Origin of the sequence: Streptomyces sp. NPDC000075 (assembly GCF_040301925.1) — a bacterium.
GTDB lineage: Bacteria > Actinomycetota > Actinomycetes > Streptomycetales > Streptomycetaceae > Streptomyces > Streptomyces polychromogenes.
Window position 1 is genome coordinate 92,514 of the sequence record NZ_JBEPFL010000021.1, and the last position, 23,502, is coordinate 116,015.

The 23,502-nt window shown below is 74.2% G+C and carries 26 protein-coding genes and 1 pseudogene; 9 read left to right on the forward strand and 18 right to left on the reverse strand.

What is annotated here, in order from left to right; genetic code table 11:
- Positions 1–15: 15 nt before the first annotated feature.
- The 10 genes and pseudogenes from ABT403_RS23935 to ABT403_RS23980 all read right to left on the reverse strand — a co-directional run bounded on the left by ABT403_RS23935 (position 16) and on the right by ABT403_RS23980 (position 6,975).
- Positions 16–645, reverse strand: a complete 630-nt coding sequence (locus tag ABT403_RS23935) for a flavodoxin family protein (protein ID WP_344162043.1) — start codon at positions 643–645, stop codon at positions 16–18.
- Between the two features lie 9 nt (positions 646–654).
- A complete protein-coding gene (locus ABT403_RS23940) occupies positions 655–1,560 on the reverse strand; it encodes a glycosyltransferase family 2 protein (RefSeq protein ID WP_344162040.1) in 906 nt (301 codons plus the stop codon).
- Positions 1,557–2,555 carry a glycosyltransferase gene (locus tag ABT403_RS23945; protein WP_344162037.1) on the reverse strand — a complete coding sequence of 333 codons (999 nt, stop codon included), beginning with the start codon at positions 2,553–2,555 and terminating at the stop codon, positions 1,557–1,559. Before ABT403_RS23945 ends, ABT403_RS23940 begins: the two co-directional genes overlap by 4 nt.
- Complete coding sequence (locus ABT403_RS23950; RefSeq protein WP_344162034.1) at positions 2,552–3,400, reverse strand: glycosyltransferase; 849 nt, start codon at positions 3,398–3,400, stop codon at positions 2,552–2,554. Before ABT403_RS23950 ends, ABT403_RS23945 begins: the two co-directional genes overlap by 4 nt.
- Positions 3,397–4,521 carry a glycosyltransferase family protein gene (locus ABT403_RS23955; protein ID WP_344162031.1) on the reverse strand — a complete coding sequence of 375 codons (1,125 nt, stop codon included), beginning with the start codon at positions 4,519–4,521 and terminating at the stop codon, positions 3,397–3,399. The genes ABT403_RS23950 and ABT403_RS23955 overlap by 4 nt, the downstream gene beginning before the upstream one ends.
- A 9-nt stretch (positions 4,522–4,530) precedes the next feature.
- The gene (locus ABT403_RS23960; protein WP_344162385.1) at positions 4,531–4,695 is read right to left on the reverse strand and encodes a hypothetical protein; all 165 of its coding nucleotides are present in this window, start codon (positions 4,693–4,695) and stop codon (positions 4,531–4,533) included.
- Positions 4,696–4,806: 111 nt separating this feature from the next.
- Positions 4,807–5,134: pseudogene (locus tag ABT403_RS23965) on the reverse strand (NAD(P)/FAD-dependent oxidoreductase); the annotation flags it as partial.
- A gap of 149 nt (positions 5,135–5,283) precedes the next feature.
- On the reverse strand, positions 5,284–5,979 hold the full coding sequence (locus tag ABT403_RS23970; protein ID WP_344162028.1) for a DUF6766 family protein: 696 nt from the start codon (positions 5,977–5,979) through the stop codon (positions 5,284–5,286).
- Between the two features lie 82 nt (positions 5,980–6,061).
- Positions 6,062–6,502, reverse strand: coding sequence for a hypothetical protein (locus ABT403_RS23975; protein WP_344162025.1), 441 nt, complete (start codon positions 6,500–6,502; stop codon positions 6,062–6,064).
- On the reverse strand, positions 6,499–6,975 hold the full coding sequence (locus ABT403_RS23980) for a hemerythrin domain-containing protein (protein WP_344162023.1): 477 nt from the start codon (positions 6,973–6,975) through the stop codon (positions 6,499–6,501). The genes ABT403_RS23975 and ABT403_RS23980 overlap by 4 nt, the downstream gene beginning before the upstream one ends.
- Before the next feature lie 271 nt (positions 6,976–7,246).
- Between ABT403_RS23980 and ABT403_RS23985 the strand changes: the two genes are divergently transcribed.
- On the forward strand, positions 7,247–8,428 hold the full coding sequence (locus tag ABT403_RS23985; protein ID WP_344162020.1) for a zinc-dependent alcohol dehydrogenase: 1,182 nt from the start codon (positions 7,247–7,249) through the stop codon (positions 8,426–8,428).
- 163 nt (positions 8,429–8,591) lie between these two features.
- On the opposite strand, the gene ABT403_RS23990 is transcribed toward ABT403_RS23985, so the two are convergent.
- The 3 genes from ABT403_RS23990 to ABT403_RS24000 all read right to left on the reverse strand — a co-directional run bounded on the left by ABT403_RS23990 (position 8,592) and on the right by ABT403_RS24000 (position 10,003).
- Complete coding sequence (locus ABT403_RS23990) at positions 8,592–8,927, reverse strand: hypothetical protein (RefSeq protein WP_344162017.1); 336 nt, start codon at positions 8,925–8,927, stop codon at positions 8,592–8,594.
- A gap of 99 nt (positions 8,928–9,026) precedes the next feature.
- Entirely contained in the window at positions 9,027–9,470 is a 444-nt protein-coding gene (locus ABT403_RS23995) for a DUF2267 domain-containing protein (protein WP_344162014.1), read from the reverse strand.
- A gap of 104 nt (positions 9,471–9,574) precedes the next feature.
- On the reverse strand, positions 9,575–10,003 hold the full coding sequence (locus ABT403_RS24000) for an Hsp20/alpha crystallin family protein (protein ID WP_344162011.1): 429 nt from the start codon (positions 10,001–10,003) through the stop codon (positions 9,575–9,577).
- Positions 10,004–10,152: 149 nt separating this feature from the next.
- On the opposite strand from ABT403_RS24000, the gene ABT403_RS24005 reads away from it, so the two are divergent.
- The 6 genes from ABT403_RS24005 (at position 10,153) to ABT403_RS24030 (ending at position 16,309) form a co-directional block, all read left to right on the forward strand.
- Positions 10,153–10,821, forward strand: a complete 669-nt coding sequence (locus tag ABT403_RS24005) for a hypothetical protein (RefSeq protein ID WP_344162009.1) — start codon at positions 10,153–10,155, stop codon at positions 10,819–10,821.
- A 118-nt stretch (positions 10,822–10,939) separates the two neighbouring features.
- Positions 10,940–11,119, forward strand: a complete 180-nt coding sequence (locus ABT403_RS24010) for a hypothetical protein (protein WP_344162007.1) — start codon at positions 10,940–10,942, stop codon at positions 11,117–11,119.
- 190 nt (positions 11,120–11,309) lie between these two features.
- Entirely contained in the window at positions 11,310–11,804 is a 495-nt protein-coding gene (locus ABT403_RS24015; RefSeq protein WP_344162004.1) for an ATP-binding protein, read from the forward strand.
- Between the two features lie 111 nt (positions 11,805–11,915).
- Positions 11,916–14,009 carry a WD40 repeat domain-containing serine/threonine protein kinase gene (locus ABT403_RS24020; protein ID WP_344162001.1) on the forward strand — a complete coding sequence of 698 codons (2,094 nt, stop codon included), beginning with the start codon at positions 11,916–11,918 and terminating at the stop codon, positions 14,007–14,009.
- 37 nt (positions 14,010–14,046) lie between these two features.
- A complete protein-coding gene (locus ABT403_RS24025) occupies positions 14,047–16,011 on the forward strand; it encodes a WD40 repeat domain-containing serine/threonine protein kinase (RefSeq protein WP_344161998.1) in 1,965 nt (654 codons plus the stop codon).
- Positions 16,012–16,132: 121 nt separating this feature from the next.
- A complete protein-coding gene (locus ABT403_RS24030) occupies positions 16,133–16,309 on the forward strand; it encodes a hypothetical protein (RefSeq protein WP_344162382.1) in 177 nt (58 codons plus the stop codon).
- A 10-nt stretch (positions 16,310–16,319) separates the two neighbouring features.
- Here the strand turns inward: ABT403_RS24030 and ABT403_RS24035 are convergent, their stop codons facing one another.
- Complete coding sequence (locus tag ABT403_RS24035) at positions 16,320–16,832, reverse strand: DUF1203 domain-containing protein (protein WP_344161995.1); 513 nt, start codon at positions 16,830–16,832, stop codon at positions 16,320–16,322.
- Between the two features lie 191 nt (positions 16,833–17,023).
- Between ABT403_RS24035 and ABT403_RS24040 the strand changes: the two genes are divergently transcribed.
- Positions 17,024–17,992: an L-threonylcarbamoyladenylate synthase gene (locus ABT403_RS24040; RefSeq protein WP_344162354.1), complete on the forward strand. Its 969-nt coding sequence runs from the start codon at positions 17,024–17,026 to the stop codon at positions 17,990–17,992.
- A gap of 27 nt (positions 17,993–18,019) precedes the next feature.
- Here the strand turns inward: ABT403_RS24040 and ABT403_RS24045 are convergent, their stop codons facing one another.
- The 3 genes from ABT403_RS24045 to ABT403_RS24055 form a co-directional block, all read right to left on the reverse strand.
- The gene (locus tag ABT403_RS24045) at positions 18,020–19,090 is read right to left on the reverse strand and encodes a tetratricopeptide repeat protein (RefSeq protein WP_344162350.1); all 1,071 of its coding nucleotides are present in this window, start codon (positions 19,088–19,090) and stop codon (positions 18,020–18,022) included.
- 2 nt (positions 19,091–19,092) lie between these two features.
- Positions 19,093–20,394, reverse strand: a complete 1,302-nt coding sequence (locus tag ABT403_RS24050; RefSeq protein ID WP_344161992.1) for an ATP-binding protein — start codon at positions 20,392–20,394, stop codon at positions 19,093–19,095.
- A gap of 95 nt (positions 20,395–20,489) precedes the next feature.
- The gene (locus ABT403_RS24055) at positions 20,490–21,071 is read right to left on the reverse strand and encodes a TetR/AcrR family transcriptional regulator (RefSeq protein WP_344161990.1); all 582 of its coding nucleotides are present in this window, start codon (positions 21,069–21,071) and stop codon (positions 20,490–20,492) included.
- 117 nt (positions 21,072–21,188) lie between these two features.
- Here ABT403_RS24055 and ABT403_RS24060 point away from each other — a divergent pair, with 117 nt between their 5' ends.
- Complete coding sequence (locus tag ABT403_RS24060) at positions 21,189–22,085, forward strand: SCO6745 family protein (protein ID WP_344161987.1); 897 nt, start codon at positions 21,189–21,191, stop codon at positions 22,083–22,085.
- Positions 22,086–22,161: 76 nt separating this feature from the next.
- Here ABT403_RS24060 and ABT403_RS24065 read toward each other — a convergent pair whose 3' ends face one another.
- A complete protein-coding gene (locus ABT403_RS24065; protein ID WP_344161984.1) occupies positions 22,162–23,262 on the reverse strand; it encodes a serine hydrolase domain-containing protein in 1,101 nt (366 codons plus the stop codon).
- Positions 23,263–23,502: the final 240 nt, after the last annotated feature.

A 23,502-nucleotide genomic window follows, 5' to 3' on the forward strand; every position in this document is an offset into this window, starting at 1 on the left:
CGGGCGGGTTGGTGCTCAGGAAGAGGGCGGGTAGGCGCAGGACTTGAGGCGGCGCGCGAGGTGCGCGGTGTTCGCGGCGAGGGTCCTGGTCGTGGCGGCCGTCTTCTCGGGGGTCTTCTCCAGGTCCTGGTAGTCGGTGCCCTGCATGGCCTCGCCGACCCAGTAGGTGACGGCGTTCGGGGCGAGGGAGAAGCCGACGTCGTTCAGGCCCTGGAAGAGTGCGGCGCTGACGTGGTGGGCGCCGTCCTCGTTGCCGACCACGCAGACCGCGGCGGCCTTGCCGTAGGTGAGCATGCGGCCCTCGTCGTCGCTTGCGCCGAGTTCGGCGTCGAGGCGTTCCAGGACGCGCTGGGCGAGGCTGGAGGGGTGGCCGAGCCAGATGGGGGTGGACAGGAGCAGGATGTCGCAGCCCATGATCGTGTCGCGGATCTCCGGCCAGGCGTCCCCGTCGCCCATGTCGAGCCCGACGCCGGGTTTGACGTCGTGGTCGGCGATCCGGATCACTTTGCCCGTGACTCCGTGATCGCCCAGGGCGGCCATGGCCTGCTCGGCGAGCAGCTGGGAGCTGGACGGCTTCGGCGACGGTGAAAGGGTGCAGACCAGCGCGACGGCGCGCAGCGGCGTGGTTTCGGTCGTGGTGTCCATGCCGTGCGGCTACCCCGATCTTCGCCGCGTACCCGGCCCTCCGCGATGGGAAGGGCCCGCCGGGGTGCGCGCGTCCTTCCAGTGGCCGCTCTCGCCGTCGAAGCGGACGAGTCCCAGCCGGGCGAACGCGTGCATCCAGCCCTCCATCGGCCATCTGCCCCAACGGCTGTGGAAGAGGGCCCCGTTGCGCAGGATGTCGTCGAGGTGCCGCACCGGCGGGTCGTCCACCGGATGGTACTGGTGGTAGGCGGGCGCCCCGCCGAGCCAGCACAGGTCCACACCGGCACGGTGTGCGAGGCGGCCGAAGTCGGTGTCCTCGCCGCCGTAACCGGTGTACTCCTCGCAGAAACCGCCGACGGCACGCCAGGTGGACGCGCTGAGCGCGAAGGACAGGGACCAGAACAGGTCCGGATCGCCCGCCGTCAGCAGCTGGTCCGGCCGGGGCGCGGGGCGGGCCGGGTGCGGGGCGGCCAGGTCCGCCAGCTCGGTGAGCCGGTAGCCGCCGGGGGGCGGGGGAGGCAGGTAGGCGACCGTCCCGCACAGCAGTCTCCCGTCGGAGGCCGCCTCGGAGTACCGGGCCACGCTCCGCGGCCCCGGGACGCAGTCGACGTCGAGGAAGACCAGGACGTCCGCGCCGAGTTCGAGGGCGCGGCGGGCCCCCGCGTTGCGGGCGGCGGCCAGCGGGAGGCGGCCGGGGCGCGGCACGTCCAGGGGCACGACGGTGGCCGCCGGGCTGTGGCGGGCGGCGAGCGCGCCGGCGTGCGGATCGTCCATCGTGACCACCACGTAGGTGTCGGGCGGGCGTGCGCCGCGCGAGAGCGCCGCCTGCTGGAGGGCGAGGTGCCGGTGGCGGCCCGCCACGAGGGTGATCACCGCCACGTGGGCGGGTCCGTTCACGCGGCTCGGCGTGCTCACGGCCCCTCCGGTGCCCCGGCCAGCGCGTCGAGGGCCCGGGCCGCGCGCAGGGCGCCGTCGCCGGGGGCCCACAGGGCCCAGGCCCCGCCGTCGAGGGCCATCGCCTCGTCGAGGACGGCCGGCCACTGCCCGGGCCCGGGCCACTGGTCGCGCACCACGGCCAGCCGGGCCTCGCGCAGCGCCCTGCCGGTGGCGTGCTGTTCCCCGTAGGGCCGTTCCTGGGGCAGGACGACGGCGGGACGGCGGGCGGCCGCGCACTCCGCGACGGCGTTCTGGCCGCCGTGGGTGACGACCACGTCCGCGGCGCAGATCCGCGGCCAGGGGTCGGCGGACCAGGCACCGCCCGGTCCGCCGAGGAGGTCCCACTGCCAGTGCGGCGTCGCCGCCCGCGCGGCCCGTACCTGGTCGACGGTGACGCCGCTGCCGCCTGCTCCCAGCATGAGCAGCACGCGCCGGGTGCCGTCGCGGGGCGCCGGCGTGGGGATGCGGCCGTCGTTCCTGGAGAAGGCGGACGCGTAGAGGGTCTTGGCGTACCAGTGCGAGGGCCAGCCGGGTTCCGGGACGGCGGCCGGCCAGGGCGCCAGGAGGCGCAGCGCGATGTCGTGGCCGAGCCGGTGCGCGGCGTCCAGGCGCCGCCCGCGCATGGCGGCGACGACCACCGGTACGCCCATCAGCCGGGCCAGGCAGGTGACTTCGACGGACACGTCGCTGACCATCAGCGCAGGCCGGGTGCGCCCCAGCCATCCCGCGATGGCGGACATGCGCTCCGCGTAGCCGTCGTGGAACAGGGGCGCCCAGTGCAGCCGTCCCTGGGCGCGCGTGTCGACGGCGGCGTGGCCCCCGGTGTCCAGGGGCAGCCGGATCCACGGGCCCGGCCAGTCGGGGGGCGGATCGAGGCTCGACAAGCCGGTGACGGGGCTGCGGGTGTGCCGGGCGATGCACAGGGCGCGGTGGAGGTGCCCCAGGCCGTGGTGGTGGACGTAATAGCCGATCACGACAGCAGCTCCTCGTAGAGGGACTCGTAGCGGTCGGTCATGCGGCCCAGGGAGCAGAAGGACTCGGCCCGTTCACGGCAGGCGCGCCGGCTGAGCGACATCGTCTCGTCGAGCGCCGCGGCCAGTGCCGGGACGTCGGGGTACGGTACGAGCCGGCCGCAGTCGGGGGTGAGGATCTCGGCCAGGGCGCCGCGGTCGAAGCCCGCGACCGGGGTGCCGCAGGCCAGGGACTCCGCGACGACCAGCCCGTACGGTTCGTCCCAGCAGGGGGTGACCAGGGTGGCGCGGGCCGAGCCGACGAGGGCGGCCAGTTCCGTGCGCCGCAGGTGCCCCGCGTGCACCAGCGGCTGCCAGGAGCGTGCCGTGTGGGCGCTGACGGCGGTGAAGACCCCCGAGCCCGTCGGATCGGTCTGGATCGCGGACTCCAGCCACGGGGTGGGCGGGGTGTGCAGCGTCGTGACGACGGGCGCGGGCACGGCCGGGGCCATGGCGACGGGAAGGTAGTGGAGGCTGTTGTTGTGGACGAGGTCGTACGACGGGCTGCCGTCGCCGTGCGCGAGGTCGAGCATGAGCCGCAGGTAGGCGTGGTGTTCGTCCATCGCCGACGGGTCGGTCATGCTCAGGTCCGCCCGCGCGGCCGCGCTCAGCCGCGGGGCGTGCACGGCCAGTTCGCGCACGCCCAGGCAGGGGTCGGACCCGGGCGCCGCGAACAGCGAGATGCGGTGGCCCCGTCGGCGCAGCGCGGAGGCGAGCGCCCAGGTGTGGGCCTCGAGACCGCCGGCGAACGGCTCCCTGATGGGGAAGCGCGCCGAGGCGATGAGGGCGATGCGCAGGCGGCGGATCACGTCAGGCAGCGTTCGTAGAGGGTGCGGTGGGCCGCGGCCAGGGCGTCGCGTTCGCCCGCCCTGGCCCGCGGGTTGGCGCGCGGCGCCGGACGGTGGGCGTGTGCCTGCCGTACGGCGACGTCCAGGGAGCGCACGTCCAGGCCGTCGGGACCGTGGCGGTACAGGTGGCAGGGCCGCTGCTCGGCGTAGTAGCCGCAGTCCGGGACGGCCACCGCGGTGCCGAGGTCGTAGCAGGCCTCCAGCCAGCCCGAGTGGGTGCCGAAGGTGTAGGGGAGCACCGAGAGGTCCAGGGAGCTCAGGTACGCCCACAGCGCGTCGTCGTCGAAGTAGTCGTGGACCCGGAGGTCCAGCCGGCCGGCGGCGGCCAGTTCCGCCAGCCCGGCCACGACCTCGGGTGCGTGGGCGCGGGCGCCGGGGTCGTGCGTGTCGGTGTGGATGTCCACCCGCAGCCGTGTGTCCGGCAGTTGCCCGGCGATGCCGGCCAGGGCCCGGATGACCGGCAGCGGTGCCATGTTGGGGCGCAGGCTCTTGGCGTGCACCCCGATGACGAACTCCGTGCGCGGTGCGCGGGAGCCGGACAGCTCCGGCTCCTCGACGACGTGGGGGTGGGGCAGGACGTGCGCGGTGCGGCCCCAGCGGGCCGAGATCTCGTGCGCCGCACCGGGGGTGAGGGTGATCAGGCAGTCGGCGGCCGGCACCAGCACGTCGAGGGCGGCGTCGTGGGCGGCGCGGTCCGGGTGGTGGGGGTTGCGCAGGTCGTGCACGGTCTGCACCAGCGGCTTGCCGTGCCGGCGCAGCTCGCCGACGAGCTCCGCCAGTTGCCGGGGGCTCTGCGCGTCGAATCCGAAGTGCAGGTGGTAGACGTCGAAGTCGTCGTGGTGGCCGCGGACCCAGGCGGGGTCCAGCATCACCGGGGGCCACCAGCGCTGGGAGGTGCTCGGAGCGCCGTTGGGGCGGGGGTCGGGCAGCAGGGCGACTCCGTCGGATCCGTCGGCGGCGTGCACGTGCCGGACGTAGACGTGCCCGGCCGGCACGGAGGCGACCCGGATCTCACGGAGTGCGTCCGGGCGGGGCGCCGGCGGGCGCGGTGCGGCCTCGGAGGGGGCGGGGACGGGGGCCATGGCGGGCGCCTAGTCCTCGCCCCGGATGATGTTCCAATCCGGCCCGGCGGGCGTTTCCTGGCTGTCGGCGCCCTCGGTTCGCGTCTGGCGCACGATGGCGGGACGGCACGTGCGTACGCCCTCGTCGAGCGGCACACGGCTCGTGACCGGCTCGGCTGCTGCTTGGGCCTCCATGACCAACATCCCCTTTCGGGCATTTCTCTGATATGCGCGCAATGTGCTGCTTACGTGATGAAGGGCGCGTACCCAGGCTGTCCACGGCCATGCCCGGCCCCGGCCCTCCACGCCGGGGGTGCCGTGGACGCCGCCACCGGGGTGCGCGGTGGCGGAAGCGAGGTAGAGACCCGGATGGGTGTGGCCGGCCGGTGCCGGGGACGGCCACCAGAGCGGGGTCGAGCCGTTCGAGGTCGGGCGGGGCCAGCACGCGACTGGCCCGGATCGTGCCGGTGAACCCCGGTGCGTACCGCTCGACCTGCGCCTCGATCCGGTCGACGATGGCCTCGCGCTCGCGCTCGTCCCACCGTCCGGTGATGCCGTCGGCGCCCGCGTCGCCGGCGATGTCCTGGGGCACGTGGGCGTAGGCCCACGCCGACTCGGTGCCCGTAGGGGAGCGGCAAGTTCCAGCCGGTCCGGCGCCTCGTTCACCCGTACCACGGTCTCGCCCTCGTAGCACAGCGGCCCGATCCTGACCTGGTAGCGCAGGGCCGAACCGACCGGCCCGGCCCCCGCGCCGGGCGGCAGGCAAGGGCCGGAAGGGGCGGCCTACCCCTCGACGCCCGTGGTGGCGTGGGAGGCGCCGACGGGCTTTGATTCGGGGGAGCCGCGCTGGCGGAGGTAGACGGAGAGGATGGCCATCGCGGCCACCGCGAGGAGTTCGGACTGCCAGTTCTGCAGGGTCCGGCTCCAGAAGTCGGCCGAGGCCAGGTACGCGGCCCAGCTGACGGGCTCCGACAGCTCCCGCAGCTGTTCCGCGTTGTAGGCGGCGGTGCCGGCGATGGACTGCGCCAGCCAGGACAGCAGGAACAGCAGCGCCATCACGATGCCGAGTGAGCGCGAGTACAGCGTCTGCCGCCAGCCGCCGGCCCCCGCCCAGCGGGGCGAGTCCGCGCGGGCGTGCGCGCCCATGCGCTGCTCCGCCTCGCTCTCCGGGCCCGCCTCGTGGAGCTTCTTCGACTCGGGGGAGCCGCGCTGGAGCAGCCAGACGGTGCCGAAGATGTAGAGGAAGAACTGCAGGAACTCCGACTGCCAGTTCTCGGTGACGTCCACCGCGAAGTCCGAGGACGTCAGGTACTGGCCGAAGGTGACCTGTTGCAGCCCCGCCGTGGTGAGCTGCTCGTTGAACTCCGCCCGCCCGGCGACGGCCTGGCAGGCCAGTACGACCAGGAACGCCCCGCCGAAGACCAGGGTGAGGCTGTTCGCGCGCCAGAAGCCGCCCGTCGCGCCCTCTCGTGCGGTCATCGCTGGAGCAGTCCGATCGTGGTGAAGTAGCCCAGCCCGACGAGGATGACGGCCAGCACCCCGACGAAGAGTCCGCGCACGTTCAGGCTCCCTTGACCTTGCAGTCGTAGGGCCGGCCGGGCCTCGGGGCGCAGCCGGCGGCGATGACCTTCCAGCCCCTGCCGAACTGGGACAGGAACAGCGTGTCCCCGCCCAGCCGTACCATCGCCTGCCGCCCGTACACCTGCGCCGCCGCCTCCGGGGCCTCCCCGGCGGCGGCCGGCAGCCGCTCCTTCGCCAGCGCGCGGCCGCACTCCTCGTCGGCCGCCACCTCCTGGCGGGTCTGCGGTGCCAGCAGCGCGCAGGCCCGCCCGTACCGGGCGGCGGCCAGTTCGTTCTGGAACGCGCGGGCCGCGGACACGGCATCGTCCTCGCGCGGCCCTGCCGCCCCGCACCCGCCCACGGCCAGGACGCCCAGGGCCACGGCCAGCGTCCGTCCCGCCCCCAGCGCCCGCCGCACGGCGCGCCCCGAGGTGATGATCATTCGGATGCCGCGCTGGGTACCTTCAGTGGGTCCCTCGGCGCCTGCTGCTTGGCTTCCGCGAGCTGCGAGCCGAGGTCGAGGAGGCGGTTGCGGCCCATGGCCTTGCGCACGTCCGGGAACCAGTCCTGCTCCTCCTCCTCGACGTGGTGGCGCACCTGCTCCATCAGCACGGTCATCTTGGCCTTGAACCGCTCGTCGGCGGCGTCCATGGCCTTGAGCTCGGAGAGCATCCACACCACCGCGTGGTGCTCCTCGATGCTCTCCAGGACGTGGTCCTTGGTGTCGGGGGCGGCCTCGCGGGCGGCCGGGTAGAAGTACTGTTCCTCGATCCAGGCGTGGACGGTGAGCTCCTCGATCACCTCGTCCGCGATCCGGCGCCGTTCGCCGGTCTCCTCGTCGTCGGTCTTCTCGAACCGCTTGAAGAGCTTCTCTACGGTCTTGTGGTCCTCACGTAGCAGCACGATGGCGTCCAACAGCGTGTCCTCCCGCCGGGCGGAGGCGTAGGCCGCCGCCGTGAGATCTCCGGTGGCGACCGTTCCCCGGCCCGCAGGCCCTCTCCCGCCGCGTCCGGCGATCTCACCCGTCCGGGGACCGCCCCCCACCCCCGGTCGGCCGATCCCCGCCCCCCGGGGGTGGGGACCGCGGCCGGGCACATCGGGGCCGTCACCCTCGCGTATCCGGCGGCGGACCGGGCACACGGCAGGGCATGCACCCATGAACCCATGAACCCATGGAGGGATCGTGATGAAGGCCCTGACCTGGCACGGAAAGGCCGACGTACGGGTGGACACGGTCGCCGACCCCGTCGTCCGGGACCCGGCCGACGTGATCGTCAAAGTGACCACCACCGGCCTGTGCGGCTCCGACCTGCACCTCTACCAGGTGTTCGGCCCGTTCCTCGAAGCGGGCGACATCCTGGGCCACGAACCCATGGGGATCGTCGAGGAGACCGGGGCGGACGTCACCGCCGTCCGCCCCGGCGACCGCGTCGTCGTGCCCTTCAACGTCTCCTGCGGCACCTGCTTCATGTGCGCCCGAGGCCTGCACTCGCAGTGCGAGACCACCCAGGTCCACGAACACGGCAAGGGCGCCTCCCTCTTCGGTTACACCAAGCTCTACGGCCACGTGCCGGGCGGCCAGGCCGAGTACCTGCGGGTGCCGTTCGGCAACACCCTGCCGATCAAGGTCCCCGAAGGCCCGCCGGACGACCGGTTCGTCTACCTCTCCGACGTGCTGCCGACCGCCTGGCAGGCCGTCCGGTACGCCGACGTCCCTGCGGGCGGCAGCCTCGCCGTCCTCGGCCTCGGCCCCATCGGGGACATGTGCACCCGGGTGGCCGCCCACCTCGGGGTGGAGACGGTGATCGGCATCGACCTCGTCCCCGAACGCCTGGAGCGCGCACGCCGCCGTGGCGTCCACGTCTTCGACGTCGGCCGGGACGACGACGTCGTGGCCGCCGTCCGGGAGCTGACCGACGGCCGTGGCCCCGACTCCGTGATCGACGCGGTGGGCCTGGAAGCGCACGGCGCGCCCGTGGCCGCAGGGGCGCAGGCGCTGACCGGCCTCCTGCCCGATGCCCTGGCCGCGCGGCTGATGAAGCGCGCCGGAGTCGACCGCCTCTCCGCCCTGTACCTGGCCATCGAACTGGTCCGCCGTGGCGGGACCATCTCCCTGTCCGGCGTCTACGGCGGCATGGCCGACCCCGTCCCGCTGCTCACCCTGTTCGACAAGCAGGTCCAGCTGCGCATGGGACAGGCCAACGTCCGGCGCTGGGTGGCGGATCTCCTGCCGCTGGTCTGCGACGGCGACCCCCTGGGCGTCGAGGACTTCGCCACCCACCGCCTTCCCCTCGACGAGGCGCCGGCGGCCTACGACATGTTCCAGAAGAAGCGGGACGGCGCCGTCAAGGTGCTGTTCACCCCCTGACCGGCGCGGGCGCGATCTAGTGGTGCCGGTGTCGGTGCCGGCCGTGGCGCGGGGGTTCTGAGGTCGCCAGGAGGACCAGGGCGAGGCCGACGGGGAGCAGGAGCAGCAGCATCACGTTCATGGCCCCGCTCGTGCCCCCTGACGGGCCTTCGACACCTCCGGTTCAGAGTTCGGACCGGTGGGCGGGGTCGATGACCAGGAGCCATTCGTCCCCCCGCGTCTCGACGGTGTAGCCGGCGGCGCGGAAGGCCGCGGCCAGGGCCAGGCCGAAGGCGTGCCGGAGCCCGGGCAGGTCGGGCCGGCCGTGGTTGCGCGTACGCCGGGGGCCTCGTCGGCGCCCTCGCAGGCGCGGGATGTCCTGGGGCATCCAGCCCACCATCACGCCCCGGGCGTGGGCGACGGTGTGGACGCCCTCCGCCCCGGCGGCGCTCTCGGGGAATCCGGCCTCCTCCAGCACGGCGCGGACGGCGGCCAGGAACCGGCTCTCGTGATCGTTCACGGCCGCACTCTAGAACCCGAGGGGCCGCGGCCCGCTCAGGCCCGCGGGTGTCGCCGACGTCGCGGCCACCCGGCCGAAGGGGCGCCGCGTGCTCCCCTGTCAGCGACGGCCCGCGCCGGCGGTGAGCTCCGCCTGTCCGAAGAGGAGGGCGTACCCGCCGGGGAGGCTCTGGAGGATGCGTGCGAGGAGGTCGGGGCCGGCGAGGCGGGCGACGACGGAGAGGACGGCGCCGGTGTCCCAGCGGGCGACGGCCTGACTGGTGCCGGTGCGGGCGGCGAGGTCTTTGACGAAGCCCCAGCCGGTGAGGGTGTCGGACGCGGGGATCTGGGCGGTCAGGGTGAGGGCCGCCTCGGCGGGGAGCCGGGCGGCGAGGTCGACGCGTTCGTCCCCGGTCAGCCGGCGGCCGAGGCCGGCCAGGACCTGGTGGATCGCGTCGGCCGCGCGTGCGGTGTCGGGGTAGGCGCCCTCGTAGCGTACGGCTTCCAGCATCTGCTCGTACGTCAGCGCCGGGCTGGGCCGGCGGAGTTCGGCCTGGTCGAACATGGTGTCTGGCTCTGCCTTCCGTATCGGCACGTGGCGGGAGGGAGGCCCCCGGAGCCGCAGGGGCCCCGGGGGCGGGGGTGGGGCGGGGGGAGGCGCCCGCCCGGTCAGCCGCTGATCTGCTTCGCCTTTCCGTCGCCGATGGTGATCCGGCGCGGCTTCGCGCGCTCGGCGATGGGGATCCGCAGGGTCAGCACGCCCGCCTCGTAGTCGGCGGCGATGTGCTCGGTGTCGAGGGTGTCGGCCAGGACGATCTGCCGGGAGAAGACCCCGAGCGGCCGCTCGGAGAGCTCCATCTGGGCCTCGTCCGACTTCGCCGTCGGCCGGCGTTCGGCCTTGACGGTGAGCATGTTCCGCTCGACGTCGATCTCGATCGCGTCCTTGGTCACGCCCGGGAGGTCGAAGGCGATCACGTAGGCGTCGCCGTCGCGGTAGGCGTCCATCGGCATCGCGGACGGCCTCGACCACGTGCCCGGTCCCGCCAGCTGCTGGGTGAGGCGGTCGAGCTCACGGAAGGGATCGGTGCGCATCAGCATGGGAACCTCCTGAGGTGTCTGCGTGGGTGCCAGTGCGCTTCAGGTACCACCGTTGTAACATGTCATCGAAACGATGACAACCGGATCTGGCATCCAACAGACGACGACCCTCGTGGTCGTCACCAGATCCCGCAACCGCCGGAGGCGTCGTGATCCCGTCCCCCGCACCCGACGGGGCCAGGCTGCCTGGCTCCCCCTCCTCCTTCCTCGCCGCAGCGGCGGCGCTGGGAGCCATAGACGAGGCCCTGGAGAGCGCCCACGCGCAGGGGACGGACCTGCCGGCCGACCCGGCGGCCGCGCTCGCCGCCCTCCTGCTGCTGCGAGAGGTCCGCGAACGGCTCGCGGGCTGGGAGTCCGGGCTGATCGAGACCGCCCGGGAGGCCGGCGCCAGCTGGGCCGACCTCGCGGGCCCGCTCGGCGTGGCCAGCCGCCAGGCCGCCGAACGCCGCTACCTGCGGCTGCGGCCCGGCGCCGCCGGCACCACCGGCGAACAGCGCGTCCAGGCCACCCGCGACTCCCGCGCCGCCCAGCGCACCGTGGACGCCTGGGCCCGCGACCACGCCGCCGACCTGCGCCAGCTCGCCGGCCAGGTCACCGCGCTCACCGACCTCGCCGCCCCCGGTTCCCCCGCGCGCGCCTCGCTCGGCCGGGTCCGCTCGGCCCTCGCGGGCAGCGACCCCGCCGAGCTGGTCGGCCCGCTGGCCGCCGCCGAACCCCACGTCCGCACGGACGACCCCGCCCTCGCGGACCGCATCGACGTCCTGGTGCGCAAGACCGACACGCTGCGCCGCACCAGCGACCGCAGCCGCGGCGCCTGAAGCCCGCCGCTCCGCCGCCCGGGGCCGCCCGCCCCGGCCTGCGGCGGGCGAGCGGGGTGTGGGGCCGGATGGAGCAGCTACGGCTGCGCTCTCCCCGAAAGATGGTGGCATCGGTGGGATGAAGGATCCCTTCGCTTGCGAGGAACCCGCGCTGCTCGCCCGTACGGGCACGGCGGACCGGGCGGCGGCCCGCCGTGCCGTGGCCTCCCGTGCCGTCGACGGCCGAGACCTGCAGACGCTGCTCGACATGCTCGGCCTGCTGCCGGCCGACGACCCGCCACCCGGGCGCGAGCGCTGACCGGCCGGTGGCCGCACGGGGATGTCCCGGATCCGGGCCCGTGGTCCGGGGGCGGGGGCGGGGGAGAGGGGCCGGACGATCAAGGCACCCGGGTGTGCGGCGGCACGAAAGTCCGGCAGCCGGGATGCCGGGGGCCCGGGGTGGGCAGACGCCGTGAGCCGGCCTGCCCGCAGCCCCGGGGGAGATCTCGATGAGCCACACCGCCCGCGCACCCCTCCCGACGCGTCCACCGCGCCACCGCGTCCGGATGCCGCCGGCCCCGGCGGGAGGACCTGCCGGCGGGCCGCCGGTGAGGGGTTTCGCGGTGCGGCTGGGCCGGGGCCGCGGCCGGGCGGCGGCCGCCCGGGACCTCACCCGGCGCGCCCTGCGAGGCGGTGTCGCCGGCCCTGACGCGGTCGAGGACGTCCTGCTGGTGGTCTCGGAACTGGTCACCAACGTCCTGGACCACACGTCATGCGATCCGCTGCTGGTGGTCTGCTTCCGGGCCGGGCGGGTCCGGGTGGAGGTCCGCGACGCGGACCCGCGTCTGCCCGTCCCGCAGCACCCGTCGCCGGCCGCCCCGCACGGCCGGGGTCTCGCCCTGGTCGCGGCGGTCTCCGTGCACCACGGGGTGCGGCGACTCCCCGGCGCGGGGAAAGCCGTCTGGGCCCTCCTGGCCCTACGACCGACCCCCCGCGAGCCCTGACGCCCGCCAGCCCCGCCCGGCGCCGAGCGGACGCCGCCGGCCGGGCGCCGCGCCGCACGAAGGGGCCGGTTCCCTCAACCCCCTTGCGGCGATCATGGTTCAATGCCGAGCGTGACAGAGTCCATACGCCCTGGTGGAACCTGGAGTTCCGAGGCCGGTCCGCTGGGCCCCGGCGATCCGCGGGACATCGGCCCCTACCGCCTCGAGGGACGGCTGGGCGCCGGCGGCATGGGGCAGGTCTTCCTCGGCACGTCGGCGAGCGGCCGCCGCGTCGCGGTGAAGCTGATCCGGCCGGAGCTGGCCGGCACCCCCCGGTTCCGGGAACGGTTCGCGCGGGAGGCCGCCGCCGCACGGCAGGTCGGCGGGTTCCACACCGCGCAGGTCGTGGACGCCGATCCGGCGGCGGAACCACCCTGGCTGGCCACCGCCTTCGTACCGGGTCCCACGCTGCAACAGCTGGTCGACACCGACGGGCCCCTCGACCCGGCGGCCGTGCTGCGGCTCGGCGCAGGGATCGCCGAAGGGCTGGCGGCGATCCACCGGTGCGGGCTCGTCCACCGGGACCTCAAGCCCGGGAACGTGATCGTGGCCGAGGACGGGCCGCGCATCATCGACTTCGGGATCGCGCTCGACGCGGGCGCGGACGCGCCCACCCGGACCGGATCGGTCATCGGGACCTACGCCTACATGTCACCGGAACAGGTAAGGGGCGAGGAACTCTCGCCCGCCGGCGACGTGTTCGCGTTCGGCTCGGTGCTCGTGTTCGCGGCGACCGGCCGCAGCCCGTTCGACGCGACGACCCTGCCGGCCATCGTGCACCGGGTCGTCACCGAGCCGCCCCGGCTCGACGGCCTGGCCGCCCCCTTGCGCGACGTGGCCGAAGCCTGCCTCGCCAAGGACCCGGCGCGGCGCCCCGGCATGGACGAGGTGCTGGCCCGTCTCTCGGTCACCGGGCCGGGCGCGGTGCCCGGCGCTTCCGCCGGTGCCTTCGGGGCGGCGCCCGCCGCCTTCGAAGCCGCGCCCGGCGGTGCCTTCCACGCTCTGCCGACGCAGCCGGCCCAGGCACCGCCGGCCCCGCCCGGCCCACCCGGTATCTCCCCCGCACCCCTGCCCGCTTCCCCGGGACCCGGACGCGGGCCCTTGTCCCGCCGTACGCTGCTCATCGGCGGGATCGGTGCCGCGGCGGCCGCCGCCGTCCCCGCCTATCTCCTGCGGGACTCCTGGCCGGGCTCGGCGTCGCAGCCGGACCGGACCCGGCCCGTGGCCCGGCTCGAAGGGCACTCCCGGTCTCTGACGTGCCTCGCCTTCAGCCCGGACGGCCGGACCCTGGCGGCCGCCGGGTCCGCCGGTGAGCTGTGGCTGTGGGACACCGTCACCCGCCGCACGGTCACCAGGTTCGCGGGAGAGCCTCCGCACGTCAACGGCCTGGCCTTCAGCCCGGACGGGCGGACGCTGGCGGGCAGTTGCGAGGACGGAACGCTTCGGCGCTGGGACATGCGGACCAGGACGCCACTGCCCGCGGTCTCCGGGTTCGAGCCGTACTCGATTCCCACCCCGTACTCCCTCGCGGTCAGTCCCGACGGTGCGGTTCTCGCCGCGGCGGGCGGAGGCACGCTCCAGCTCCTGGACCTGGCGAGCGGACGCCGGCTGAAGAAGCTGGAAGCGGGCGAGCCGTCCGGTGTGCTGTTCAGCCCGGACGGCAAGGCCGTCGCCACCGCCTCCCGCCAGCGGGTGTTGCTCTGGGACGTCGACGGCGGGGAACAACCCCGGACGTTCACCGACGACTCCGTCGCCTTCCGCTTCAACCGGGTGCTGATCAGCCCGGACGGAAAGACCATCGGCGGTGCGGGTCCCGGCGTCCACCTGTGGGACCGGGCGACGGGGCGGCCCACCGCCACCCTCACCTCGCCGCACCGGCGTCTCGACGAGGCCGCGTACCGGCCGGGCCACCCGGTCATCGCGGGCGGCGGCTTCGGGTTCGGTCCGGGGGACGACGTCAACGACAAGGCGAGAGCCGCGACGGGTGGCACGATCAGCCTCTGGGACCAGAACACCGGGCGGCTGGCCCAGACCCTCACCGCCGACCTCGGGCAATCGGTGGCCGCTCCCCTGCTCTCCGCCCTGGCGTTCAGCCCGGACGGCAAGACCCTCGCGGCGGCCTTCAGCCCGTCGGACACCACGATCCAGCTCTGGCTGCTCGCCTGACCGGCTGCGCCTCACCCACCCTCAACGGACGGTACCCATGGACGAGTTGTTGCCCCACGACCCGCGGTGGGTCGGCCCCTACCGGTTGGAGGGACGGCTGGGCGGGGGCGGAATGGGCCAGGTCTTCCTCGGCACCTCGCCGGGCGGCCGCCCCGTCGCGGTGAAGCTGATCCGCGCGGAGCTGGCCGGCACCGCGCAGTTCCGCGAGCGGTTCGCGCGGGAGGTGGAGGCCGCACGGCAGGTCGGCGGGTTCCACACGGCGCAGGTCGTGGACGCGGACCCGGCCGCCGCGTCCCCCTGGCTGGTCACCGCGTTCATACCGGGCCCCACCCTCCACCGGGCGGTCACCGAGAACGGCCCGCTCGACCCGACGGCGGCACTGCGGCTCGGGGCCGGGCTCGCCGAAGGGCTCGCGGCGATCCACCGGTGCGGGCTGATCCACCGCGACCTCAAGCCGGGCAACGTGATCGTGGCCGAGGACGGACCGCGCATCATCGACTTCGGCATCGCGCGGGCCGTGGACGCGAGTTCCCTGACCGCGACCGGATCCGTCATCGGGACCTACGCTTACATGTCGCCGGAGCAGATCCGCGCCGACCGGGCCGGACCCGCCAGCGACGTGTTCGCCCTCGGCGCGGTGGTCGCCTTCGCCGCGACGGGCCGCGGCCCGTTCGACGCACCCTCCCTGCCGGCCGTCGTCCAGCGGATCCTCGACGAGGAGCCCGCCCTCGACGGCATCGACGGCGAGCTGAGGGCCGTCCTCACCGACTGCCTGGCCAAGGACCCGGCCGACCGCCCCGCGGTGGAGGGTCTGCCCGCACGGTTCGCGGCCGCGGCGCGGATCACCCCGGGACCGGCGGTGGCCGCGTACTCGTCCGACCGGACCCCGCCGCCGCCCACGGAGCGGGCCACGACCACGCGGCGGGACCCCCACGCGCCGGCCGCCGGGCCGACGCGGACCCGAACGACGCCGGCCGGCCCCGCCACGCAGGGCCCCGCCGCCTCCGTCCCCGTGGCCGGCCCGCCCCGCCGGGGCCCCTCGCGGCGCGCGCTGCTCATCGGAGGCGCATCCGCCGCCGCGCTCGCGGCGGCCGGGGTGCCCGCCTACCTCCTCCTGCGCGAGAGCGACGCCCTCGAGGGCCCGAGCAGCACCTACGGGCTGGCCTTCAGCCCCGACGGGAACACCCTGGCCGCCGCCGGGGGGAACGGCGAGATCTGGCGCTGGTCGCCGCCCGGCAAGAAGGCGTCCGTCACCCGGATCGGCGTCGCCCCCTACACCCAGGCACACGTTTTCACCCGGGACCTCAAGACGCTCTACCGCGCGGACGAGCACAAGATCCTGAAGTGGGACGTCGCCACGGGACGCACGGTCGGGACGTTCACGGGGGAGACCACGGGCCAGGCCCAGGACGGGTTCATCCACGGTCTGGGCCTCAGCCCCGACGGGACGACCCTGGCCGCCAGCAGCGGCCGCGGCCTGTACCTGTGGGACACGGGTTCCGGATCCCGGCTCGCGCTGCACGAGGACGTCAAGAACGGCCCGGCCGCCTACAGTGCGGACGGGACGATGCTGGTGGCCGGGTCCCCGGTCCAGCTGCGGAAGGGCTCGGCCGACGCCGTCCTGGCCACCCTCGACTCCACGATCGCGACCAGCGCCGTCTTCAGCCCCGACGGCCAGCTCCTCGCCTTCGGCGACCAGGGCTCCGGGGTGCGCCTGTGGAACACCGTCACCCGACAGGACGTCACCACCCTGGAAGGCCACGACTCCCCGGTCCAGGCGGTCGCCTTCCACCCGGACGGACGCACACTGGCCACCGGTGACCGCGACGGCAAGGTCCTCATCTGGTCCACCACCTCCGGCACCTCCACCGCCACCCACGAACCCGGCGCCTCCGTCGAGGCGCTGGCCTTCAGCCCGGACGGCAGGACACTGGCCGCCGGGTGCGGCAGCGGCACGAGCACGGGCGGCAACGACACGGTGTGGCTGTGGAAGCACGCCTGACGGTAGGCCACGCGTACACCGCTCCGCTCGGCCGCACCGGGTTCCCCGGAGTGGTCCCGGCGCGGCAGGACCGGCGATACGGTGGGGAGGAGACCCGTAGTCCCGTCACACGGAGCCCCCGATGAGCGAACAGCCGGCCCCCGTCGACACCGCCCGGCAGCCCCCGCCGCACGGCCCGCGCCGCGCCCGGATCGCCTTCACAGACTCCGCCGCCAAACAACTGGAGGACGTCACCGGCGAGGCCGCGATCCACGCCCTGGACCGCGCTCTGGTCGTCGTCGCGTACATCGAGGTCTGAAAGCCTCCCGTCAGGGCCTGCGCACCTCGTAGAGGAAGCAGCCGTACTCCACCGCCCGTACGTGTACGAGGGCGACGTCGGGGGAGGCGAAGGCCTCGTACAGGGCCTGGTCCACGGCCGCCCGGGCCCGGCCGGGATCCTCCGGCAACCGCACGACCGCGCCACCCGTGATGTGGCCTTCACCGCTGTAGCGGCGGAACGCGCGCAGCGCCCCGGTCTCGGCGAACGGATGGCCGCAGGCCGCATCCGGCCCTTCACACGGCTCGGTGTGGATGAAGACCGGGCCCGTCTCGTCATAGGCGCCCGGCTCGGCGCCCACCTCCGCCGCCCACCTCCGCAGCGGAGCGTACGACACCAGCGAGATCCGCTCGTCGGAGCGGCTGCGGCGCAGGCAGCAGCGCAAGGGTGCCCCTTCCGCGTCGTACGCGTAGGGGCGCAGGGCCGCGCCGGAGTCGTCGTGGACGCGGAGCTCCCGGAGAACGTGCGGAGCGATGGCCTTGGGCTGGTGGGTCGTTGTCGTCATGCACTCAGGTTGCGTGGCGAACTCCGACGATGCTGGCCGAAATCCGACCCCACGTTCGGTCGGATCCGCCCACGGTGACCGCGTCACCCTTCTGCATGAAACGGCCGCCTCCGGAGGCCGACGACCTCCGCTCCGTCATCGGACCCGCGACGAACGGGGCGCGCGGCGGTGGGACAATCGGGAGGGTGACGATGAGAACGAGTGACATCGAGACCGCTGTCGGAGTGCTGCGTGCCGGCGGCCTGGTGGCCCTGCCGACCGAGACCGTCTACGGTCTGGGCGCCAACGCCGAGGACGCCGCCGCCGTCGCGCGCATCTTCCAGGTCAAGGGGCGCCCGCCCTCCCACCCCCTGATCGTCCACATCGGCGGGGCGGAGCAGCTGGACGACTGGGTTGAGGAAGTGCCCGCCACCGCCCGGCTTCTGGCCCGGCACTTCTGGCCGGGGCCGCTGACGCTGGTGCTCCGCCGCGGGCACCGGGTGCCCCTCGAAGCGACCGGCGGACTGGAGACGGTGGCCGTGCGCGTGCCCGACCACCCCGTCGCGCTCGCGCTGCTGTCGGCCTTCGGCGGCGGTGTCACGGCCCCCTCGGCCAACCGCTTCGGCGCGGTCAGCCCCACCACGGCGGACGACGTCCGGGCGGAACTCGGCGACGCCGTCGACTTCGTACTGGACGGAGGCCCCTGCGAGGTCGGCGTCGAGTCGACCATCGTCGACGTCACCGGCGACACCCCGGCCGTGCTGCGGCCCGGCGGGGTGACGCGAGAGGACCTCGAAGCGGTCCTGGGCCACCCGCTCGCCGTCCCGGCGACCAGCTCCGTCCGGGTACCGGGCCAGCATCCCTCGCACTACGCGCCCCGCGCACACGTCGTCCTGGTGGAGCCCGGGAAGGTCGTCGCCGAAGCGGAACGCGCACAGGAGCTCGGGCACCGCGTGGGCGTCCTCCTTCCCCCGGCCGGCGCCGGCGTCCCGGTGAAGGCGCACACCGTGCTGGAGGTGCCCGGCTCGATGAGCGCCTACGCGCGGGGGCTGTACGGATTCCTGCGCGAGCTCGACCAGCGGGGATGCGATCTCATCGTCGCGTCCCTGCCGGAGGAGCGGGGTCTGGGTCTGGCGATCGCCAACCGCCTCCGCCGCGCCGCGGGCCCCCGGCCCTCCTGAAGGGCCCCGGGGCCGCGGTCCACCCGGTTACCCGGTCTTCCTGCGGTCGTACACCATGGTCGACAGCGGCACCGCCAGGCCCGCCCAGAAGAGGACTGTGGGCACGCTCCGGTCGGTCCACGGGATCTGGGATATCAGCAGTGCGCAGAGCACGGTGCACACCGCCTGTCCCACCACGATCCGGGCCCAGCGGCCACGCCGTACGAGGGAGCGGATGTTGAGCCGCACCCCGGTACGCATCCGCTGGTAGCGCAACAGCGCGCCGAAGCCCCAGATCGCGGCCATGACCACCAGCACCCAGAGCCGGTTGCCGAGCGGTACGGGCAGCTCCCGCAGGGTCGGGTGCTTGGCCGTGGGGAAAAGGTCGATCATCACTCCGGCAGCCGCCAGACAGCCGAGCGCGAGCCAGCGCGTGCCGCGCAGCAGGCGGTACGTGGCATGGTCGAGCCCGCGGCGCAGCATCGCGGACTGGGGCGCGCCCGCCAGCCCTTCGGAGTACATGTCCGCGGCCTGGGAGGCCGTCACGGCCGGGGCGTCGGCCATCGCGTCGGTGTACATGGCCTGTGCCGTCTGGTTGGACGGGTCCAGGCGCAGCCATTCGACCAGGGCCCGCTTCGCCACGTCCTGGCGCTGGGTCCGTACGGCGGTGAAGCACAGGGCCATGTGGGTGTCGGCCTCCTGCGGGGCGAGGCGCACGGCCTCCAGGGCCGCCTCGTACGCCCGCTCGTGATCGGCGGGCGGGGCCGCAGCATAGGCGACGAGCACCTCCGACAGCGCGTAGTGCGAGGTCCACACACCGGGCGACCTGTGCACGGCCTCCTCCGCCGCCGCCCGGGCCTCGGACCGTCTGCCCAGGCAGAGCAGCACCCGGGACAGCAGGATCAGGCCGCCGACGTGTCCGGGCGTGAGCCGGAGCATCTCGGCGGCCGCCCGCTCCGCGAGTTCGTACTCGCCGAGCTTCTCGTGGGCGACGGCGAGCACCTGCCAGGCGAACTCGTCGTCCGGCTGCTCGGCGAGGTGAGGGGCCAGCTCGGCCTTGGACTCCTCGTACCGGCCCGCCCCCTGCAGCGCGGCGGCGCGCGCCACCGCCGGTTCCATGCTCACAGCTTCCGCCTCTTCTTCAGGTACGTCACCAGGTCGTCGTACATGCCGCCCTCGTTGGCGAACATCGCCACGTTCCGCGCGGCCGCGAACCACGGTTCGGTCGACGGGACCACCGACTTCGCCGCGTCGAGCAGGTCCTTCGTCCCGATCATGCGGATCACGCCGGTGCGCGCCGAGTCGAGCAGCGCGCTCTCGGCCGCCGACTCGCACACATGGGCCAGGTCCGCGCCCGAGAGCCCGTCCGTCGCCTTGACGAGACGTCCCAGGTCGACCGCCTCGATGGGACGTTCGCGCAGGTGGTAGCGGAGGATCGCCTCGCGGGCGGGGGCGTCGGGCGGCAGGACGAGCAGAGTGCGGTCGAGCCGTCCCGGACGCCGCAGCGCGAGGTCCACGTCCCAGGGGACATTGGTGGCGGCGAGGACGAACACGCCTTCGTTGGCGGCGGAGTCGATGCCGTCCAGCTCGGTGAGGAGCTGGTTGACGGTGTTGCGCATGCCGCTGTGCTGCGTACGGCTGCGCTTGGCGCCGAGGGCGTCCAGTTCGTCGAGGAAGACGACGCAGGGCGCCTGACGGCGGGCGGTCTCGAAGACCTCGTGCATGTTGCGTTCGGAGTTGCCGATCCACATGTCGAGGACGTCGTTGACGGACACGGACAGGAAGCCCGCGCCGAGTTCGCCGGCGACGGCGCGGGCGATGAAGGTCTTGCCGCATCCGGGCGGACCGTAGAGGAGCAGCCCGCCGCGCAGGCTCTTTCCGTACAGCCTGCGCAGTTCGGGGTTGCGCATCGGAGCGAGGAACGCGGCCTCCAGCCGGTCTTTCACCTCCTGCATGCCGCCGACGTCCGCGAGGCGTACGACGCCGGGAGCGGACACCTCCCAGGCGTCGGCGTCCCCGGGGTCGCCGCTCCCGTCGACGCCGAGCGGGGGCTCGACGAAGCGGGGTTCGACGATGCCGTCGACCTCCTGCTCGGCCGCCCGCCAGTCGAACCCGGAGGGGCGGGACGACACGTCGCGGCCGGCCACGGGATCCGCCGGCTCGATCGGTGCCGGGGGAGCCGGGGGAGCCGGCATCCCCATGGCCCGCACCATCAACTCCCGGGCCGCCGCGTCGCCGGGCGCATGCTGCAAGGCCGCCGCGGCCTCCGTCACCGCGGCGTCGTGCAGCCCGGTGGACAGCAGCAACTCGGCGAGGTGCAACCGCAGGGGAATGTCCCCGGGAGCGGCGGCCACGGCTGTGCGCAGGCTCCGTATCAGCGGGGATTCGGGCGGGGATTCAGGGGCGGGGGATTCTTCCGGCATGATCCATGTTTACGCGGGACCACTGAGGGCAGTCCAGGCGGGGTCGTGTGCGGTGGATCACCACGGCGCCGGACCGCCGCCGCGGGGACGCCCGGTCACCTGAACAACAGTCCGGTGAGCGTTCGGAAGACCTCCTCGGGGTCCCGGTCGCCGATCGGGCCGTTCAGGTTCCGGCTCAGCAGCAGGGTGGCGTAGCCGTGGGCCAGGGTCCAGGCGGCGACCCCCGCCAGCCGGGCGTCGTCGCCCCGTCCCGCGTCGGGCAACCGGGCCACCCCCATGCGCAGTTGTTCACCGGCGCGCTGCCGGGCGGCCGTCAGGTCCGGGTCGTCCTCGCGCAGCAGTTCCGGCTGGAACATCACCTGGAAGTGCGCGGGATGCGTCATGGCGAACCGGACGTACCGCACACCCCGTTCACGCAGCTCCGGCGTTTCCGCGAGGGCCCCGGCGAGGAGGTCGTAGCCCTCCGTCGCGATCGCGGTGAGCAGGCCGGTGCGGTCCTTGAAGTGGTGCGCCGGCGCGGCGTGCGAGACGCCGGCCCGGCGGGCGAGGTCGCGCAGGCTCAGGGCGGCGGGGCCCTCGGCCGCGATGACGTCGAGGGCTGCGGACAGGACGGCGTGGCGCAGGTCGCCGTGGTGGTAGGTGCGCTTGCTCGTCACGCGGAACAGACTACGCCACATCTAGGCATTGACAAGTTGAAGCCCCCACACGCAATCTAGTCACCGTCAAGTTCGAAGGGGCCGGGTCCCGGACGAGCACGAACACGGAACCGGCGAGCGACCTGTTGAGGAGACGTCATGTCGGACCGGAACGCCGTGCCGGATGTCATCGAGCCCCACCGCGTACGGCACCTGTGGCAGCTCCTCGAGCCGCTGCACGCCGTGCTCTACTACGCGCCGGAGTCCTTCGAGGAGGCGGCCGCACTCGGCTTCGGGACCGGCGAGCGGTGGCCGAGCTACTTCGCCTGGCGCGCCGCACCGCTGGGGGCGGCCGGACGCGACCGGGTGGCGTCCGTGTTCTACAGCTTCAGCCCGGAGATGGTCGGACGCTACGTCCCCGCCGCATGGGACGTAGCGTCCCCCGAAGCCGTCCTGGCCGCCCGCGAGCGGGCCGTCGACCGCGCCTACCGTGCCCTTCTGGGAGACCGCGTCGACAGCCCCGAGCTCGCACGGGCCGCGGCCCTGGCGCGCCGTGCGGCCGAGGCCGCCGACCTCGAAGGCCGCCCGCTCGCCGCCGCCAACGCGGCCCTGGCCTGGCCGGACGCCCCGCACCTCGTCCTCTGGCAGGCCGCGACGATCCTGCGCGAGCATCGCGGGGACGGCCATGTCGCGGCGCTCCGTGCCGCAGGACTCGACCCGGTGGAAGCACTCGTGTCGTTCGCCGCGGTCGGAGCGGCACCGGAGGAGACCTTCCAGAGCCGGCAGTGGAGCGCGCCGGACTGGGCCGCCGCGCGGGACCGCCTCGTACGGCGCGGCCTGCTGGAACCGCACGGCCCCGCGACGGCGACCGAGGCGGGCCGCGCGTTGCGCGCCAAGGTCGAGCGCGACACGGACGACCTCGCCGCCGGGCCGTGCGAAGCGCTGGGCTCGCAGGAGCTGACACGGCTCGCGGCCCTGCTCGGCGACCTCTGGGTCGCCGTGATCGGCTCGGGGCTGCTCCCCATGACGACCACGCTGGGCATCGGCAAGGTCTGACGGTCCCCTGAGCCCACCGCCTCGGCACTGTGGCCTTTGCCGCAGGGTGGTCCAGGCCGAGGCCGAGGCCCAGGCTCTAGCGGTGCTTGGCGCAGAGGGCGGCGTCCACCGCCCCCTGGAGGTGGCGCAGGCTCGCGCCCTCGGCCGCCCAGGTCGTGGTGTAGACGGTCACGGTCCCACGGCCTGCCGTGGCGCGGCCCCCGCCGACCGAGTTGCCGGGCAGATCGCCGCCGTGGCCCCAGTACACGCCGCCGCAGCTGAGCGGGATCGAGGCGAGGCCGTAGCCGTAGCGGCTGCCGGCCGGGTAGACGTCGCGCCCGCCGATCGCGGTGGTGTCCTGGGTCATCCGGCGCAGCGCCCAGTCGGGCAGGAGCCGGCCGCCGAACAGCCCGTCCCAGAAGGCGTTGAGGTCCTTCGGGGTGGAGATGAGGCCGCCGGACGCGCCGAACTCGTATCCGGGGAGATCGGTCACGTCCACCCGCCCGGCCTCGGGGGCGGCCGGGTGGATGCCGTAGTTGCGGGCGTGCGGCCCGCGCAGCGACAGCTCGCCGGGGGCGGGCCAGTAGGTGTCGTCCAGGTGCAGCGGGCGCAGGATCGTTCGTTCGATGTACGTCCGGAAGCCGACGCCCGAGGCCTTGTCGATCACCATGCCGAGTACCAGGTAGTTGGTGTTGGAGTAACCCCAGTCGGTACCGGCCTCGAACACCGGCTTCTCCTTGAGGGCGAGGGCCAGGTAGTCCTCGGGTGTGCCGGGCCGCGTCCAGTCGACCAGCGTGGCGTACTCCGGCAGCCCGCTCGTCTGCTTGAGCAACTGCCGGATGGTGATGGTGCGTCCGGCGAGCTGCGGTACGTAGCGCTCGGCACGGTCGTCGAGCCCGATCCGGCCGTCCGCCACCAGGCGCATCACCGCTGTCGCGGTGAACGCCTTGGTGTCGCTGGCCAGCCGGATCCGCCCCCGCTCGTCGACCATGGGCCGGCCCGACTCCCGGTCCGCGACACCGGCGGTACGGGTCGTCCTGCCGTCGTACGCCAGGGCGCCCGGGACCCCGTCACTGCCGACGAGCAGGTCCAGCTGCCGCTGTACCGGGTCGACCGGCCGGGCCGCGGCGACGGGCACGGCCGCCCCGACGATCGCCGAGGCGAGCAGAACTGCGGCGGCGACGCGCTTGCGGTACATGAAATTCCCCCTGGTCACAGGCCCGCTGGGGCCGGTCGGCTGCTTCACACCGACTCTGCCGGACCCCCGGCACAAGATCACTGCGCCTGCCCCCCGAACCTGAGGGCGGCCACCCCCCTTGACACACCACGGCCGGTCGTGCCCACGGCTGCTAGGGGGTGTTGCGAAAGTCCTGTGCGGTGCCCGCGGTGTCCGGTGCGTGCTCTCGGCGTGCCGGGCGAAGGCCCTCGTACTGGGCGT

Excerpts from the sequence above, each read along its gene's own strand:
- ABT403_RS23995 (WP_344162014.1), bottom strand. The coding sequence starts at position 9,470 with ATGTTCGACCAGGCCGAACTCCGCCGGCCCAGCCCGGCGCTGACGTAC.
- ABT403_RS24000 (WP_344162011.1), bottom strand. The coding sequence starts at position 10,003 with ATGCTGATGCGCACCGATCCCTTCCGTGAGCTCGACCGCCTCACCCAG.
- ABT403_RS23935 (WP_344162043.1), bottom strand. The coding sequence starts at position 645 with ATGGACACCACGACCGAAACCACGCCGCTGCGCGCCGTCGCGCTGGTC.
- ABT403_RS24010 (WP_344162007.1), top strand. The coding sequence starts at position 10,940 with ATGAAGGATCCCTTCGCTTGCGAGGAACCCGCGCTGCTCGCCCGTACG.
- ABT403_RS24015 (WP_344162004.1), top strand. The coding sequence starts at position 11,310 with ATGAGCCACACCGCCCGCGCACCCCTCCCGACGCGTCCACCGCGCCAC.
- ABT403_RS23970 (WP_344162028.1), bottom strand. The coding sequence starts at position 5,979 with ATGACCGCACGAGAGGGCGCGACGGGCGGCTTCTGGCGCGCGAACAGC.
- ABT403_RS23960 (WP_344162385.1), bottom strand. The coding sequence starts at position 4,695 with ATGGAGGCCCAAGCAGCAGCCGAGCCGGTCACGAGCCGTGTGCCGCTC.
- ABT403_RS24035 (WP_344161995.1), bottom strand. The coding sequence starts at position 16,832 with ATGACGACAACGACCCACCAGCCCAAGGCCATCGCTCCGCACGTTCTC.
- ABT403_RS24025 (WP_344161998.1), top strand. The coding sequence starts at position 14,047 with ATGGACGAGTTGTTGCCCCACGACCCGCGGTGGGTCGGCCCCTACCGG.
- ABT403_RS24030 (WP_344162382.1), top strand. The coding sequence starts at position 16,133 with ATGAGCGAACAGCCGGCCCCCGTCGACACCGCCCGGCAGCCCCCGCCG.
- ABT403_RS23985 (WP_344162020.1), top strand. The coding sequence starts at position 7,247 with ATGAAGGCCCTGACCTGGCACGGAAAGGCCGACGTACGGGTGGACACG.
- ABT403_RS24065 (WP_344161984.1), bottom strand. The coding sequence starts at position 23,262 with ATGTACCGCAAGCGCGTCGCCGCCGCAGTTCTGCTCGCCTCGGCGATC.
- ABT403_RS24045 (WP_344162350.1), bottom strand. The coding sequence starts at position 19,090 with ATGGAACCGGCGGTGGCGCGCGCCGCCGCGCTGCAGGGGGCGGGCCGG.
- ABT403_RS23975 (WP_344162025.1), bottom strand. The coding sequence starts at position 6,502 with ATGATCATCACCTCGGGGCGCGCCGTGCGGCGGGCGCTGGGGGCGGGA.
- ABT403_RS24055 (WP_344161990.1), bottom strand. The coding sequence starts at position 21,071 with ATGTGGCGTAGTCTGTTCCGCGTGACGAGCAAGCGCACCTACCACCAC.
- ABT403_RS24040 (WP_344162354.1), top strand. The coding sequence starts at position 17,024 with ATGAGAACGAGTGACATCGAGACCGCTGTCGGAGTGCTGCGTGCCGGC.
- ABT403_RS24060 (WP_344161987.1), top strand. The coding sequence starts at position 21,189 with ATGTCGGACCGGAACGCCGTGCCGGATGTCATCGAGCCCCACCGCGTA.
- ABT403_RS23955 (WP_344162031.1), bottom strand. The coding sequence starts at position 4,521 with ATGGCCCCCGTCCCCGCCCCCTCCGAGGCCGCACCGCGCCCGCCGGCG.
- ABT403_RS24050 (WP_344161992.1), bottom strand. The coding sequence starts at position 20,394 with ATGCCGGAAGAATCCCCCGCCCCTGAATCCCCGCCCGAATCCCCGCTG.